Source organism: Tanticharoenia sakaeratensis NBRC 103193 (genome assembly GCF_000963885.1).
GTDB classification, from domain to species: domain Bacteria; phylum Pseudomonadota; class Alphaproteobacteria; order Acetobacterales; family Acetobacteraceae; genus Tanticharoenia; species Tanticharoenia sakaeratensis.
In genome coordinates this window covers 241192-255470 of the sequence record NZ_BALE01000009.1, presented here as the reverse complement: position 1 = coordinate 255470, position 14279 = coordinate 241192, and the positions used below count along the sequence as shown (strand labels likewise).

Here is a 14279-nt window from a genome sequence, read left to right as displayed (position 1 = left end):
CACATCACCAACGAGTCAGCAGCTATGCCCTTTGGTATTAGGCCATTGGAGAGCTGCTGAATGGTGCGGAGGCGTGACAGGCTCCTGCCGAGCGAGCTGCCTCAGCTTTCCAGCATCCGCTGCATCAGCTCCACATCTTCGGCGAATGCGGAATCACGTTCCATCAGTGCCGCAATGCTCTTGCAGGCATGCATCACCGTCGTGTGGTCGCGATTACCGAACTTGCGGCCGATTTCCGGAAGCGAGCGGCTGGTGAGCTGCTTCGCCAGATACATTGCCACCTGACGCGGGCGCGCGACGGCCCGGGCCCGCCGCGCGGACGACATGTCCGTCAGACGGATGTTCCAGTGTTCCGCAACCTTGCGCTGGATTTCCTCGATCGTCACACGGCGATCGTGCGCCTTCAGGATGTCGTGCAGGACTTCCTGCGTGCTTTCGAGGGTAATGGGCCGGCCGAACAGGTTTGCATGGGCGATCAGGCGATTGAGCGCGCCTTCGAGCTCACGCACGTTGGACGTGATCTTGTGCGCCAGGAATTCCAGAACCTTGGCCGGCACGATGACGCCCGATGCCAGGGCCTTGGCTTCCAGGATCGAGATACGCAGCTCGAATGTCGTCGCGTGAATATCGGCGACCATGCCGCAGCCGAGACGCGTGCGCAGACGATCCTCGAGGCCGGACAGGTCGGACGGGCTCTTGTCGGCACTGACGACGATCTGGCGTCCGGCGTCGACGAGCGCGTTGAACGTATGGAAGAATTCTTCCTGCGTGTTGTCCTTGCCGATCAGGAACTGCAGATCGTCGATCATCAGGACGTCGACCGAGCGCAGCTGCTCCTTGAATTCCATGGTCGACTGCGACCGGATTGCCGCGATGAAGCGGTACATGAACTTCTCGGCCGACATGTAGGCGACCGAAACACGGCCGCCGCGTGTCAGCTCTGATCCGATCGCGTGCATGAGATGCGTCTTGCCCAGGCCGACACCGCCATAGAGGAACAGCGGATTGAAGCCGGGGCTCGATGGCTTCTCGGCGACCCGGCGTGCGCAGGCGTAGGCGAATTCGTTGGGCTTGCCGACGACAAAGCTGTCGAACGTGAACCGTGGATCGAGCGGCGCTGCGAGATCGGACGTCTTGTCGGTGGCAGCCGCACGCACAGGCTCTTCGACAACGGCCTCGATCCGCGCGGCAGGCATGACTTCGCCGTCATCGGCCACCACGGCCTTGTTCCGCTGGACCTGCAGTTCGATCCGGCGGACGAAACCCGTCTCGCCTTGCCAGAGCTGCTGAAGCCGGTCGCCATACTGCCCACGGACCCAGTCCCGCAGAAAGCGTGTCGGCAGAAACAGGACGAGCTCGTCCTCATCCAGAGGGCCGAGCGTGATCTGGCGCAGCCACGTTCGGTATTCGACCTCGCCGACTTCCGTCTTCAGGCGTCCGCTGATTGCAGCCCAATGTGACCCCAGCACGGCATCCGAAACCGTATCCGATGCATCCGCGACCGTTGCTCCGAATGGTGCGCCGTGCGTTCCGCCTTCATCCGCCATTCACGCCCCCTCTTTCCAGCAGACAAGACAAAGCCACGAGCTTCTGGCAGGCGGAAAAGTCTCCACCGTGCCGTATCCCCTTGGGCAATTCCGATCGTTCGACGATGGGGCCAAGATAGAAGAGCTGCCCGTCCGAGGCAAGGATATCATCGCATCATCCGCCCGAATTCTGCCAAACTTGGAACAAGAGGCGAACTAAATACGTGGCCTATAAATGCAAAAAAGCCGGTAGCAACTTGAAATCAAGTTACTCCGGCTTTTACTTGACTTGCGAAAGTCATAACCGGGGCAGAAAAGCCCCAGTATCGCGCAATCAGGCGCTCGCGAGTGCCTTCACGCGCGCAGAGAGGCGCGAGATCTTGCGGCTGATCGTGTTGGCGTGAACGACGCCCTTGCCGACCGCGCGCTGCATCTCGGGTTGTGCCGCACGAAGAGCCTCGGCTGCCTGCGTCTTGTCGCCGCTGGAGATTGCCAGCTCGACCTTCTTGATGAAGGTGCGCATGCGGGACATGCGAGCCGTGTTCCGAGCGTTGCGGCGTTCGTTCTGACGGATGCGCTTGCGCGCTGAAGCGGTGTTGGCCATGTCTTCTCAGTCGGTCCAGTGTAATGCGTTGTGCGATCTGTCGCGTGATCTTTCGGGCCGGACGATCCGGCTTCAGGACCGCATTGAGCAGGTCGAGAGCCTTGGCATCGGCAATAGAGCGCCGGGTCTAGTCCAGGCGGTGCCCCGACGTCAAGCGCGGAAATCCTTGGCTCATGGAGTCTGTCGCCTGGGGCAGAAGAATGTGGATCGACCGGACTGGACGATCCGCTGAACGCCGGGACAGTCGGGCATTCCGGGACATGTCGGGCATCCTTCGCCTTCCCGGCCATAGACGCGCCAGGCCGTCTGAAAATAGCCCAGTTCGCCATCGGGTTGCCTGTAGTCCCGCAAGGACGATCCACCGGCGCTGATGGCTTCCTGCAACACGGGCGGCACGGCCTTGGCAAGGGCCTGTACCTCCTGCGGGGCCAGTGATCCTGCGAGGCGGGCGGGATGAATGCCCGCACGGTACAGGGCCTCGCAAACATAGATGTTACCAAGGCCCGCGATCAGCCGCTGGTCCAGCAATGCTGCCTTGATGGGGGTTCGTCGTCCGGCCAGAAGCGCGCCCAACGCTTTTGCATTGAAGTCCCGGCTGAGGGGCTCGATCCCCAAGGGCGCCAGAAGCTTGTGTGTCTCCTCCCCGGCCGTCGTCACGAGGTCGACCGCGCCGAAGCGACGGGGATCCGTCAGCCCGACACGCGTGCCCTCGACCGTCCGCAGGACGACATGCTCATGTGTCAGCGCTTGCGCATCCTTTCCATCAGGATTGGGCGTGGTCACGTCCGACAGGCCGATCCGGCCGGACATGCCGAGATGCCAGAGCATGGTCTGGCCGCCCGCTATGCGCATGAGGATGTATTTCCCGCGCCGTGCGAATCCCTCGATCCGGCGACCGGTCAGGACGCCTGGCAGGGCCGGCGGGATCGGCCAGCGCAGGTCGGCCCGTCGCAGCAGGACATGGGCGACCTCCTGGCCTTCGAGACGGGCACGCATGGCGCGCATGATGGTTTCGACTTCGGGGAGCTCTGGCATCGCAGCGCCTGAGCCTATATCGGTGGTGCCATGACCGACAACGCCCCCATCGCTCCCCGCCCGTACGACGACACGACCGATTTCGGATACCGGGACGTCCCGACCGCCGACAAGAAATCTCTCGTGCGCGGCGTGTTCGACAGTGTCGCCAAGCGCTACGATGTCATGAACGACGTGATGTCGCTGGGTGTGCACCGGGTCTGGAAGCGGATCTTCGCGACGCAGCTCGCGCCCGCGCCGCATCTACGGCTGCTGGATCTGGCCGGGGGCACCGGCGACATCAGCTTCGGCTGGCTCGCCGGTGGTGGCGGGCCCGCGATCCTTTCCGATATCAATGCAGCCATGCTGTCGGTCGGGCGCGACCGGGCTGCGACACGTGGCTATCTCCCGGATCTCGAGTTCTGCGTGATCGACGCGGAGGCCATTCCGCTTGCCGATTGCAGCGTCGATCGTGTGTCGATCGCATTCGGCCTGCGCAACTGCACGGACAAGTCGGCCGTGCTGCGCGAGGCGCGTCGCGTCCTTCGCCCGGGCGGCAAGTTCCTGTGTCTGGAATTCTCGAAGGTGCAGGTCGCGGCCCTCGCGCCGATCTACGACGCGTGGTCTTTCGGTGTCCTGCCTCGGATGGGCCAGATGATCGCAAAGGACAGCGAGAGCTATCAGTATCTCGCGGAAAGCATCCGGATGTTCCCAGATCAGGAGACGCTGGCCGAGATGATGCGCGAAGCCGGCCTCGAGCAGGTGCGCTATCGCAGCCTGTCCGGCGGTATCGCTGCGATCCATTCCGGCTGGCGTCTCTGATCCGATGACCAGGGCGCAGCCCGCGCGCGTCCTGCTGATCGTCGGTGGGGGCATTGCGGCCTACAAAAGCCTCGAACTGATCCGGCTGCTCCGGGCGCGATCCGTCGATGTGCCATGCGTCATGACGGATGCGGCCGAGCAGTTCGTCACCCCGCTTTCGATTCAGGCCCTGTCCGGCGAGCCGGTGCACCGGGCGCTGTTCTCCCTGTCGGAAGACAGCGAGATCGACCATATCGCGCTGTCGCGTTCGGCCGATCTGCTCGTCGTCTGCCCGGCCAGCGCCAACCTGCTGGCCCGCATGGCGGCCGGCATCGCCGACGATCTTGCAACGACCGTTCTCCTTGCGACCGACAAGCCCGTGCTCGTGGCCCCCGCCATGAACGTGCGCATGTGGCTCCACCCGGCAACACAAGCCAATGTCGCCCTGCTGAAAGCCCGCGGCGTGCGGTTCGTGGGGCCCGAAGATGGCGGCATGGCATGCGGGGAATATGGGCCCGGGCGTCTGTCGGAACCGGCCGCCATTCTCGAGGCCATCGTCGGATTGCCGAAGCAGCCCCTGAAGGGGCGACATGTGCTCGTCACCGCCGGCCCGACACGCGAGCCCATCGATCCCGTCCGCGCCATCACGAACCATTCGTCCGGCCGCCAGGGCTATGCGATTGCCGAAGTTCTTGCCGAAGCCGGTGCGCGGGTCACGCTGGTCAGCGGGCCGACGGCCCTGCCCGCCCCACCCGGTTGCACGCGGATCGATGTCGAGACGGCACGCGAGATGCTTGCCGCCTGCGAAAGCGCGCTGCCGGCGGACGCGGCCATCTGCGTGGCGGCAGTGGCCGACTGGCGCGTGCGCGAGGCCAGCGCCACGAAGCTGAAGAAGCGTCCGGATGCGTCTCCGCCAACGCTCACGCTCGAAGCTAATCCCGACATTCTGGCAACGCTTGCGGCCCACATTGAGCGTCCGTCCCTTGTGATCGGCTTTGCCGCCGAAACCGGCGATGTCGTGCGGGAGGCCACGGCCAAGCGCGCGCGCAAGGGATGCGACTGGATCGTGGCGAACGACGTCAGCCCGGGTACGACGACATTCGGCGGCGCGCGCAATCAGGTCGATGTGATCGACGAGAACGGTTGCGAAGTGTGGCCGGAGCTGGACAAGCACGCCGTGGCGCGGAGACTGGTCGCCCGAATGGTGGAGTGGTTCGCCAGCAGGAAAGGACAGCGGATTTGAAGAGAAAGCGGCGCTGGATTGCCTTCGCTCCGTTCGCAGGAGCTGTCGCACTGATGCTTCTCTCTTCGGCCCGCGCGGCCCCGGCCCTTCAGACGATCATCACCTCCGATCGGGTCATGAACGCTGTCACCGTATCGGATGACGGACGGATCTTTATCTCGTTTCCCTACTGGGGCGGCGGCAAGGCAACAGGGCCCTCCGTCACCGAGCTGGACCATCGAAACCGGCCTCACCCTTATCCCGATGCGAACTGGAATGCCTGGCCCCGGACGCATGATGCGGCCCACAGTTTCGTTCGGGTCAATGCGATCCGGATCGGGCCGGATGGCAAGCTCTGGGTCGTGGATTCCGGTGAAGCCAATGTCGGTGGCAAGGAAAACCCACCTGATGGTGCCAGGCCGAAGCTCGTGGCGATCGATCTTTCGCACAATACTGTCGACCATGTGATCCCGCTGGATCGGGCCGTCACGCCACACTCCTACATCGATGATCTGCGGTTCGCAGGCCCATTCCTTTTCCTGACGGATGCAGGCGATCCGGCGCTGGTCGTCATCGATACGCGCGACGGATCTGAACGCCGTGTCCTGCAGCATGCCCGTTCAACGACGGACGAGCGGGACATGATGGCTGAAGGCCACGTCCTGACGACCGGCGGCAAACCGGCCCGTATTCAAGCCGACCAGATCGAAACGGCGCCGGATGGTCACACAGTCTATTTTCAGCCGAGTTCGGGACCACTGTTCGCAGCCCCCGCCGCGGCCCTCGAGGACCCGAACCTGTCGGAGGCCCAGCTCGAGGCGCAGGTGCGTCAGGTCTATGACACGCCGACGACCGGCGGGACCGCCATCGATGGAAACGGCAACCTCTACGTTTCGGACGTGGACCATCTGAAGATCCTGAAGATTTCACCGGACGGGCGCGCTTCGACGTTGATTGCCGACCCGCGTCTGGTCTGGGCGGATGCAATGTGGATCGACTCCCACGGGCGGCTGTGGATACCGGCGGTCCAGCTCGACCGGACGGCAACGTTTCAGCCGGACGGCCAGTCCCGGGTGAAACTGCCGGTTGCGATCTATCGCATGGACATGCATCTCAAACCCGCCCGATAGGCTTGCAGCCGGCCGGTCTCCGAGGCAGACAGACGCGATGACTGCTCCGACAATTCCGGTCCGTGTTTCCCGTCTGGCACATGCGCACGACCTGCCCTTGCCGGCCTATGCGAGCGATGGCGCGGCCGGCATGGATCTGCTGGCGGCTGTCACAGATGCGCTCGAGCTTGCCCCCGGTGCCCGCGCGCTGGTGCCGACCGGCCTGCGGATCGCGCTGCCGCCGGGCTACGAGCTTCAAATCCGCCCGCGTTCGGGGCTCGCCCTGAAGAACGGCATCATGCTCCCTAACAGCCCCGGCACGATCGACGAGGATTATCGCGGCGAGCTCGGTGTGATCGTCTTCAACGGGGGTAGCGAGACGTTCGTCATCACGCGGGGGCTGCGGATCGCGCAGGCCGTCATCGCGCCCGTGATGCGCGTATCATGGGACGAGCGCGATACGCTCGATGACACCGTCCGGGGTCAGGGCGGCTTCGGCAGCACGGGCCGATAACGCAACCTCAAAGGTGCGCGATGAAATGGGCCATGGCTCCGACCAGCACCCAGGCGAGCGGCCAGAGCATCCAGCCTGCCCGCTCGAACAGGTAATGAACCGTGGGATTGACGCCGGGCGCCCCCCGGTCGGACGCGTCGGCATGAAGATCGTTCATCGCGGCTAACTCCTGTCAGAACCTGCTTTCCGGTAGCAGCTGCCGAAACCCGGCCGTAGTGATCGATGTCACCACGCGGGCATGATGTCGGACTCGCGCGATTGCCGATCCTGCTCGGGCCGAGCTAGGGTGCTGTCACAGTCGAAAACGATAGCTTGGGGAGAGGATGACGACGCAGGGCCTGACCATGAGGGTGGCTGCCCCCGCGCGCCCTAACCTCGCCGATCTGGCCGCGTTTCTCTGCCTGCTGGTGCTGGCGCTGTCGTTCGCGGACGTTGCGCGCCACACGCTCGCGCCGATCGCGCCGGCCGGCATGTCCACGATCCGCCTCTCGCCGCTTTACCTGCCGGAATACGCCCTGCGCACGACCTTGCGCATGTTCACGGCCCTCGGCGCATCGCTCGTCTTCACCTTCACCTATGCGGTGATCGCAGCGAAAAGCCGGCTTGCAGGCCGGATCATGATCCCGCTGCTCGACATCCTTCAGTCGACACCGATTCTCGGCTTCCTGACATTCACCTACGTGTTCTTCATGGGGTTGTTCCCGGGCCGGATTCTCGGCGCGGAATGTGCTGCGGTTTTCGTGATCTTCACGAGCCAGGCCTGGAATATGGGCTTTGCGATGATCCAGTCGCTCAGAACGGTGCCGCCGGACCTGATCGAGGCGGCCCGTGGCTTCGGCCTCACGTCATGGCAGAGATTCTGGCGGCTCGAAGTGCCGTCGGCGGTGCCTTCTCTGGTCTGGAATGCCATGATGTCCATGTCAGGCGGCTGGTTCATGCTGGTGGCCGCCGAGACCATTGCCGTAGGCCACACGACGGTCGCCCTTCCCGGCATCGGCTCATATGTCGGAGAGGCGATCGCCCGGCGCGACGGGCTTGCGATCGTCTATGCCATCATTGCCATGGCGCTCGTCATCTTGGCCTACGATCAGCTTATCTTTCGTCCGCTGGTCGCCTGGTCGGGCCGGTTCCGTGTCGGGCAGTCGCCCGAGGGTGCGGCCCCGGATCCATGGGTGCTGACGGCATGGCGCCGGACCCGGCTCCTGCGTCAGTTCGGCGAGCGGATCGCGGAAAGCCTTGCAAGTCTCGGAACACTTCGTATTGGCGGCAGCCCGCGCTGGACGGCGCCTGATGCGTTGGAGACGCCTGTTGGCCGCAACCTCTGGCGCATGGGCATCGCCCTGCTCTGCGTGATCTGCGCCTACGGGGTCTGGACGCTGGCCGATGGTCGCGTGGCGCCGGCGGATTTCTGGAATGCGGCAATCTGTGGCGCGCTGACGCTGGCACGGGTCGTCAGCATGGTGGTCCTCGCCTGTGCCGTCTGGATCCCGGCGGGTGTGTGGCTTGGCCTGCGACCGCGCTGGGCGCGCCGGGCGCAGACGCTTGCACAATTCATGGCCGCCTTCCCCGCCAACCTTTTCTTTCCCGTCTTCGTGGTCGTCATCGTACGCTTCCACCTCAACGCCAACATCTGGCTGACGCCGCTCATGGTGCTCGGCACGCAGTGGTACATCCTGTTCAACGTGGTGGCCGGCACATCTGTGTTCCCGTCGGAACTCCTCGAAGCCGCCCGCAATCTCGACCTGCGCGGCACCCTGTGGTGGCGCTCGGTCATGCTGCCGGGCATCGCGCCCTATATTGCGACCGGCGCCGTGACAGCCGCAGGTGGTGCATGGAATGCATCGATCCTGGCCGAAATGGCGCGCTGGGGAGACGTGACGTTGCATGCCAAGGGTCTGGGCGATTTCATCGCGACCGCCACGCAGGATGGGAATACGGCGCATGTGGCGCTCGGCGTTGCGATGATGGCGGCCTATGTGGTTGCCATCAATCAGCTGGTCTGGCTGCCCTTGCAGACCTATGTCGGCCGACGCTTCGCCAATCGCGATCCGTCCGGGGGCATTGCATGAGCGCGTCGATATACGAGGAGCGTCGCATGGATGCCGCCACGCGTGAGGAACTGGTCTCTCTGCGTCACTGCCGGCAGGCCTATCACAAGGAGAGCGCCACGGACCTCGTGGTGCTGGACGACGTGAACCTGACGCTGGACGCGGGCGAGATCGTGGGCCTCCTGGGCCGTTCGGGTTCGGGGAAGTCCACGCTCCTGCGGATCATATCGGGCCTGATCGCGCCGACGTCCGGCGAGGTGTCATGGCGCGGACGCGTGCTCGACGGGCCGGTTTCCGACGTCGCGATGGTGTTCCAGTCGTTCGCCCTGTTTCCGTGGCTGACGGTGCGGGACAACGTGGAACTCGGCCTCAAGGCGCGCGGCATGAAGCGGAGCGAGCGCGAGAAGCGTGCGAACGACGCCATCGATCTGATCGGGCTCGGCGGTTACGAGAACGCCTATCCGCGCGAGCTCTCGGGTGGCATGTGCCAGCGCGTCGGTCTTGCCCGTGCGCTCGTCGTGCACCCCGATCTTCTGCTGATGGACGAGCCGTTCTCCTCACTCGATGTGCTGACGGCCGAGAACCTGCGCACCGATCTCATCGAGCTGTGGTCGGAACGCAAGCTGCCGATCAAGTCGATGCTGATCGTGACGCACAATATCGAGGAGGCCGTGCTGATGTGCGACCGCATCCTCGTCTTCTCGTCCAATCCGGGCCGGGTTTCCCATGAGCTCGTGGTGCCGTTCGCCCATCCCCGCAACCGGGCCGATCCGGCGTTTCGCCAGTTCGTGGACGAGATTTATTCGCTTATGACCCGTCGCGCGCCGATTGTGTCTGAAGCGACCGGAGCCGTGTCCCAGGCACCGCCGCCGCTGTCCGTCGTCCTGCCGGATCTGCCGATCAACGTGATGGTGGGATTGCTGGAAACGCTCGCGGCGGCACCGCTGAATGGCCGCGCCGACCTGCCGCTGCTGGCCGAGCGGTTACAGATGGCGCTCGACGACCTGTTTCCGCTGTGTGAGTCGCTCGAGCTGCTCCAGCTCGCGGAGCTGGAAGACGGCGACATCCTGCTGACCTCGGAAGGCGCGCGCTTCGTGCAGGCCGAACTCGACGAACGCAAGGAGATCATGCGCGCAGCCTTGCTGCATTACGTGCCGCTGGTGCGTGCGATCCGGGCCGTGCTCGACGAACGACCGAACCACAGCGCCGATGCCGACCGCTTCCGCAGCGAGCTGGAAGACACGATGTCGCCCGACTACGCGCAGCAGACGTTGCACACGGCGATCAACTGGGCACGCTATGCCGAACTGTTCGATTTCGACGAGGAAGCCGACCAGTTCGAGCTGGAAGAGGTCAAGGAGTAGACTCGATCCTGAACAGCGCCTCGACCGGCCGGTCGAGCGCTGCCGCAAGCTTCAGCGCAAGGATCGTGGACGGAACGAAGACCCCGTTCTCCACCGTATTGATCGTTTTGCGGCTGACGCCGCAGCGCTCCGCGAGTGCGGCCTGTGTCAGTCCCAGCCGGTCACGTTCAGACCTGAGCGTATTGAGAAGTGTCTCGGCCATCAGCGGCTCGGCACCATCTGACGGTCCGGCAATGCGCGGTCCGCGCGTTCGGGCATCATGCGGCCCGAAGTTCCAGCGTTGCATTGGCAATCAAGGTGGCGGCGATCCCAGCCCCCGTCACGATGCGAAGCGCCTGAAATGCGGAGAGAGGCACAATGAAGCCGTCGACACAGACCAGTGCACCCGCGGATGCGAGTGATGCCCAGAACCCGACCGCCAATGCATCGCGCCTGAAATCCCGGGCCGTCTCGTCATAAAAGAAATGGGACCGTGACGCCGGCATGATGCGGTGCGGCAGCCCTGAGAAAATGAATGCGTAGGTCGCGCTGATCGTCATGAACGAGGCGATCAGCGCAGGGCTCGCCGTCTCGTTGAATGCCGACACTTCCATGAGGACGATGGCTACCGCGCAGATGTAGAACGTGATCGCCATGGTCGTCCGCCCCCGCTCCGCCCGTTCGATCTCCGTGAGCATGCCTCTCTCCATTACCCGGCCAATAAAACACAGGGTGTAACCCTCAGGTGACATGTAACCTTGAGGTATCACACGAGACAAGTGAATTCATGCCTCATGAACCAATCGCCATGCGCCGCTTTCTGTCCTCGTCTTTGAACGGACAGGAGCAGCCCCATGAGCAAGAGTATCGCTGATCAGGCCATTCCACCGGTTGCCCTTGTAACGGGAGGCTCGCGCGGGATCGGACGCGCGATCTGCGACCGTCTGGCGCAGGACGGTTATGCGGTCGGCGTCGGCTATGGCAGCAGCCGCGCCAAGGCCGAGGAAGTCGTGGACCGGATTCGCGAAGCCGGCGGCATGGCGGCCGCGTTCCATGCGGATCTTGGCGACCACGCGGCAATCCCGGGCCTGTTCGTCCAGGTCGAACGTGAGCTGGGGCCACTCCGGGCGCTGGTTGCCAATGCCGGTATCCTCGGCACGCAGGCCAGGGTGGACGAGCAGACGGCGGAAGATCTGACCGCGCTGTTCAATGTCAACGTGCTTGGCGTGATGCTGTGCGCGGGGGAAGCCATTCGTCGGCTCTCGACCCGTTATGGCGGCCCGGGCGGCGGTATCGTGCTTCTGTCGTCAGTAGCGGGCCGTCTGGGCGGGCTCGGTGGGCTGGTGCCCTACGCCGCCACCAAGGGCGCTATCGATACGCTGGCCAAGGGACTGGCAGCCGAGGTTGCGCGGGAAGGCATTCGTGTGAACGCGGTGGCTCCCGGCATTGTGGAGACCGGCATGACGTCGGATCACATGCGCGAGACTGCGGAAAAATCCGTTCCGATCGGCCGCGTCGGTCAGCCCGACGAGATCGCGGAAGCTGTTGCATGGCTCCTGTCGCCAGCCTCCTCCTTTGTGCTTGGCACGACACTGACGGCCTCCGGGGGGCGATAAGCGGCACCCGTCATATGCGAGCGGACAGCTTCCTGTCTGAACGCCTGATATGACGAGTGCCGACAGACCCTCGTGCTTCCAGACAATCCGCATATGCTCCCTCACCCTGTCCGGCGCGATGCCGGATCGGTAACCGGCGGTCGGCCTCATGATACGCAGCCGGACCAGCATCACGCCGGACAGCAAAAAACCGGACGCGACGTGCGTGACAGTTCTTGACCGGCAGATGACGTTCGACACTACACTGCAGCGAATGACTGTCGGCAGCCGGGATGTTCCAGGGGGCCATGCAGTGGCCAGTGCAGATCGCAGGGCAATCCGGCTTAAGCTATCGTTAATGTGGACAGCTCAGAATGGCCAGGTCTAATGCCGAAGAGAGGCGGTCCGTGCGCGGTCGTGGCCGCCCGCTCCACCTGTATATGTCTTGCAGCGTTCAGGCGTGTGCCCTCAAGCAACACGACGCGCGCAACGCTTTTGGACAATGCGCCTGCAATGAACAGGCCGCGTCTGAAAGCTGCCCCGGGACGACTGGACGCTGGCTGCGATATAGCCGCCTACAGCCGCCCATGCTCACAGGCAGCAATGAACTGCTTGTAATCGCGTTCCGTCTGGTCGGCATAAAGAACCGCGAAACTTGCAATCGCATCGGAAAACGACCGGCCGCGCCCGAGATAACCGGACAACAGCGCAGTATCGCCCGATCTGGCATGCGCGCGTCCCAGCGCCCGACCGCACAACGGAGCATAGACGTCGAGCAGATCGGCCTCGATCTGCTCGCTCAGGGAGGCCAGGCGTGAATCCTTGGCCTGTCGCACGTAGAACTCCCGGCCCGCGCCGGCGCTGTCCTTCGTCTGTGTCTTCGTGCCCTGACTGCGCGTCCATCCGAGAAAGACGTCCGAGGCCGCCTGCATCACGCGCTGCCCCGTAACCACGCGCTCGCCCATGTTCGAAAAATCGGATGGCGCTGTGTAAGGCTCCAGCACGGAATGCTGCGCTTCCTTGATCTGCAGGATCAGCGACTGCCCATCTTCCGTCGTATAGAGCCCCAGCGCACAGAACGTGCCGACGCTGCCGACGCCGACCACCTTGAACACGATGTCCCGCAGCCGGTAGCGCTCGACCACCATTCGGCGCTCCGGGGGAAGCTGGGCAACGTAACGAGCAAATGCCGCGCGCAGTGTCTCGTCATGGCTCGGCAGGCGTTCGATCAGCGGTGGCCGGTCGACCAGCCGGGGCAGCCGGCCATGATCGACGATGCCGAACTGACCGCGGACGCTTGCGATCTGCTGACTGAACCGACGCTGCAGATGCGTGCGGACGCGATGCTTCGGGATAGCCTCGATAACCGATTCGAGATCGATGCGCGTGTACCAGGCGGCCAGCGGAGACAGGCCGGCCAATCGCCTGATCTCGGCGACATAGGCGTGCGCCGCCGACAGGGCCAGATCCCGTGCTCCGCGGGATGAAGCCCCGGCCTGACGTCCCGCCAGGACGAGACTGGTTGCGAGCCGCTTGAGATCCCATTCGAACGGCGCCGGATGCGTCTCGTCGAAATCGTTGATATCGAAAACAGCTATGCCTTCCGGCGTGGCATAGCTCCCGAAATTGTTGAGATGGCAGTCGCCGCAAGCCTGAACCGGGATGCCGGCTACCGGCGTCGTGGCGAGATCGGACGCCATGACCGCCGCAGCTCCGCGCAGGAAGGCCAGCGGCGATGTCTGCATGCGGCCATAGCGGATCGGCAGCAGCTCCGCGATCCGGCTCTCGCCCTGTCTGATCAGGATATCGATCGGGTCGCGGCGCCCGGGGGCCGCCAGCCAGTCGGCGTTCTCGCGCCGCCGCACCGCGCCGCGCAGCGCACGGCCGCGTGTCCTGCGTTCGTCGCGGGTTTCGAGCTCACGGCGCAGGATCACGCCTCAGGCCGCTTTCAGGCGGTCGCGATAGAGCTTGCGCGCCTTCGCCACCTTCGGCGCCACCACGACCCGGCAGTAACCGGACTCCGGATTGCGCGCGAAATAGTCGTGATGCTTGGCTTCCGCCTCCCAGAAATGTGCGGGTCCCGCAATTTCGGTCACGATCGGCGCAGGCCAGATGCCTTCCGCATCGATTTCGTCCCGTACGCGCCGGGCCGTCTCGGCCTGACCGTCGTCGAGCGCGAAGACAACGGAGCGATACTGCGGCCCGATGTCGTTGCCTTGGGCATCGACCGTCGTCGGATCGTGCGTCGTGAAAAACACCCGGAGCAGATCGGCATAGGATATTTCGTCCGGGTCGAAGGCGATCTCGACTGCTTCGGCATGTCCGGTACGACCAGTGCAGACGGCCTCGTAGCTCGGGTGATCCACATGACCCCCGGCATATCCCGGCTTGACGCTGCTGACACCGCGCAGGTCCTTGAAGACGGCTTCGACACACCAGAAGCAGCCGCCACCGAATATCGCCCGTGCAGGCGCCGTGTTGTTTGTCATGCGGGTCAGATCCT

Annotated in this window: 15 protein-coding genes; 7 read left to right on the top strand and 8 right to left on the bottom strand. The window is 64.2% G+C overall.

All coding sequences use genetic code 11. The features are described from left to right. Positions 1-101 precede the first annotated feature (101 nt). From dnaA to mutM, 3 genes are all read right to left on the bottom strand, one after another. Positions 102-1547 (bottom strand): chromosomal replication initiator protein DnaA, encoded by a 1446-nt coding sequence (gene dnaA, locus B8446_RS03870; RefSeq protein WP_048847334.1) that lies wholly within the window; start codon positions 1545-1547, stop codon positions 102-104. A gap of 313 nt (positions 1548-1860) precedes the next feature. Beyond that, positions 1861-2130 (bottom strand): 30S ribosomal protein S20, encoded by a 270-nt coding sequence (gene rpsT / locus B8446_RS03865; protein WP_048847331.1) that lies wholly within the window; start codon positions 2128-2130, stop codon positions 1861-1863. A gap of 171 nt (positions 2131-2301) precedes the next feature. Further along, the gene (gene mutM, locus B8446_RS03860; RefSeq protein ID WP_048847329.1) at positions 2302-3165 is read right to left on the bottom strand and encodes a bifunctional DNA-formamidopyrimidine glycosylase/DNA-(apurinic or apyrimidinic site) lyase; all 864 of its coding nucleotides are present in this window, start codon (positions 3163-3165) and stop codon (positions 2302-2304) included. Positions 3166-3195: 30 nt separating this feature from the next. On the opposite strand from mutM, the gene B8446_RS03855 reads away from it, so the two are divergent. From B8446_RS03855 to dut, 4 genes are read left to right on the top strand one after another with little or no spacing between them, the layout of a single operon-like run. After that, positions 3196-3966: a class I SAM-dependent methyltransferase gene (locus tag B8446_RS03855; protein ID WP_048847327.1), complete on the top strand. Its 771-nt coding sequence runs from the start codon at positions 3196-3198 to the stop codon at positions 3964-3966. Positions 3967-3970: 4 nt separating this feature from the next. Continuing rightward, positions 3971-5188, top strand: coding sequence for a bifunctional phosphopantothenoylcysteine decarboxylase/phosphopantothenate--cysteine ligase CoaBC (coaBC, locus tag B8446_RS03850; protein ID WP_048847325.1), 1218 nt, complete (start codon positions 3971-3973; stop codon positions 5186-5188). Between the two features lie 53 nt (positions 5189-5241). Next, positions 5242-6297: an L-dopachrome tautomerase-related protein gene (locus tag B8446_RS03845; protein ID WP_048847463.1), complete on the top strand. Its 1056-nt coding sequence runs from the start codon at positions 5242-5244 to the stop codon at positions 6295-6297. A gap of 37 nt (positions 6298-6334) precedes the next feature. Beyond that, positions 6335-6790, top strand: a complete 456-nt coding sequence (dut, locus tag B8446_RS03840; RefSeq protein ID WP_048847323.1) for a dUTP diphosphatase — start codon at positions 6335-6337, stop codon at positions 6788-6790. Between the two features lie 7 nt (positions 6791-6797). On the opposite strand, the gene B8446_RS16220 is transcribed toward dut, so the two are convergent. After that, positions 6798-6947, bottom strand: a complete 150-nt coding sequence (locus B8446_RS16220; RefSeq protein ID WP_158507519.1) for a hypothetical protein — start codon at positions 6945-6947, stop codon at positions 6798-6800. 166 nt (positions 6948-7113) lie between these two features. Between B8446_RS16220 and B8446_RS03835 the strand changes: the two genes are divergently transcribed. Next, on the top strand, positions 7114-8859 hold the full coding sequence (locus B8446_RS03835) for an ABC transporter permease (RefSeq protein WP_048847321.1): 1746 nt from the start codon (positions 7114-7116) through the stop codon (positions 8857-8859). After that, positions 8856-10202: an ABC transporter ATP-binding protein gene (locus tag B8446_RS03830; RefSeq protein ID WP_048847319.1), complete on the top strand. Its 1347-nt coding sequence runs from the start codon at positions 8856-8858 to the stop codon at positions 10200-10202. The genes B8446_RS03835 and B8446_RS03830 overlap by 4 nt, the downstream gene beginning before the upstream one ends. Here B8446_RS03830 and B8446_RS03825 read toward each other — a convergent pair. Together B8446_RS03825 and B8446_RS03820 are read right to left on the bottom strand one after the other, a co-directional pair. Further along, complete coding sequence (locus B8446_RS03825; protein ID WP_048847461.1) at positions 10192-10404, bottom strand: helix-turn-helix transcriptional regulator; 213 nt, start codon at positions 10402-10404, stop codon at positions 10192-10194. The two genes, B8446_RS03830 and B8446_RS03825, sit on opposite strands and share 11 nt — an antisense overlap. 55 nt (positions 10405-10459) lie before the next feature. Next, a complete protein-coding gene (locus tag B8446_RS03820) occupies positions 10460-10879 on the bottom strand; it encodes a hypothetical protein (RefSeq protein ID WP_048847317.1) in 420 nt (139 codons plus the stop codon). A 156-nt stretch (positions 10880-11035) separates the two neighbouring features. Between B8446_RS03820 and B8446_RS03815 the strand changes: the two genes are divergently transcribed. Continuing rightward, a complete protein-coding gene (locus B8446_RS03815) occupies positions 11036-11797 on the top strand; it encodes an SDR family oxidoreductase (RefSeq protein ID WP_048847316.1) in 762 nt (253 codons plus the stop codon). A gap of 554 nt (positions 11798-12351) precedes the next feature. Here the strand turns inward: B8446_RS03815 and B8446_RS03810 are convergent. Both B8446_RS03810 and msrA read right to left on the bottom strand, forming a co-directional pair. Then, positions 12352-13710, bottom strand: coding sequence for a DUF2252 domain-containing protein (locus tag B8446_RS03810; RefSeq protein ID WP_048847314.1), 1359 nt, complete (start codon positions 13708-13710; stop codon positions 12352-12354). A 3-nt stretch (positions 13711-13713) separates the two neighbouring features. Beyond that, positions 13714-14265: a peptide-methionine (S)-S-oxide reductase MsrA gene (gene msrA, locus B8446_RS03805; protein ID WP_048847312.1), complete on the bottom strand. Its 552-nt coding sequence runs from the start codon at positions 14263-14265 to the stop codon at positions 13714-13716. Positions 14266-14279 lie beyond the last annotated feature (14 nt).

Excerpts from the sequence above, each read along its gene's own strand:
- dut (WP_048847323.1), top strand. The coding sequence starts at position 6,335 with ATGACTGCTCCGACAATTCCGGTCCGTGTTTCCCGTCTGGCACATGCG.
- rpsT (WP_048847331.1), bottom strand. The coding sequence starts at position 2,130 with ATGGCCAACACCGCTTCAGCGCGCAAGCGCATCCGTCAGAACGAACGC.
- B8446_RS03820 (WP_048847317.1), bottom strand. The coding sequence starts at position 10,879 with ATGCTCACGGAGATCGAACGGGCGGAGCGGGGGCGGACGACCATGGCG.
- mutM (WP_048847329.1), bottom strand. The coding sequence starts at position 3,165 with ATGCCAGAGCTCCCCGAAGTCGAAACCATCATGCGCGCCATGCGTGCC.
- msrA (WP_048847312.1), bottom strand. The coding sequence starts at position 14,265 with ATGACAAACAACACGGCGCCTGCACGGGCGATATTCGGTGGCGGCTGC.
- B8446_RS03835 (WP_048847321.1), top strand. The coding sequence starts at position 7,114 with ATGACGACGCAGGGCCTGACCATGAGGGTGGCTGCCCCCGCGCGCCCT.
- B8446_RS03830 (WP_048847319.1), top strand. The coding sequence starts at position 8,856 with ATGAGCGCGTCGATATACGAGGAGCGTCGCATGGATGCCGCCACGCGT.
- B8446_RS03845 (WP_048847463.1), top strand. The coding sequence starts at position 5,242 with ATGCTTCTCTCTTCGGCCCGCGCGGCCCCGGCCCTTCAGACGATCATC.
- dnaA (WP_048847334.1), bottom strand. The coding sequence starts at position 1,547 with ATGGCGGATGAAGGCGGAACGCACGGCGCACCATTCGGAGCAACGGTC.
- B8446_RS03855 (WP_048847327.1), top strand. The coding sequence starts at position 3,196 with ATGACCGACAACGCCCCCATCGCTCCCCGCCCGTACGACGACACGACC.
- B8446_RS16220 (WP_158507519.1), bottom strand. The coding sequence starts at position 6,947 with ATGAACGATCTTCATGCCGACGCGTCCGACCGGGGGGCGCCCGGCGTC.
- coaBC (WP_048847325.1), top strand. The coding sequence starts at position 3,971 with ATGACCAGGGCGCAGCCCGCGCGCGTCCTGCTGATCGTCGGTGGGGGC.
- B8446_RS03815 (WP_048847316.1), top strand. The coding sequence starts at position 11,036 with ATGAGCAAGAGTATCGCTGATCAGGCCATTCCACCGGTTGCCCTTGTA.
- B8446_RS03825 (WP_048847461.1), bottom strand. The coding sequence starts at position 10,404 with ATGGCCGAGACACTTCTCAATACGCTCAGGTCTGAACGTGACCGGCTG.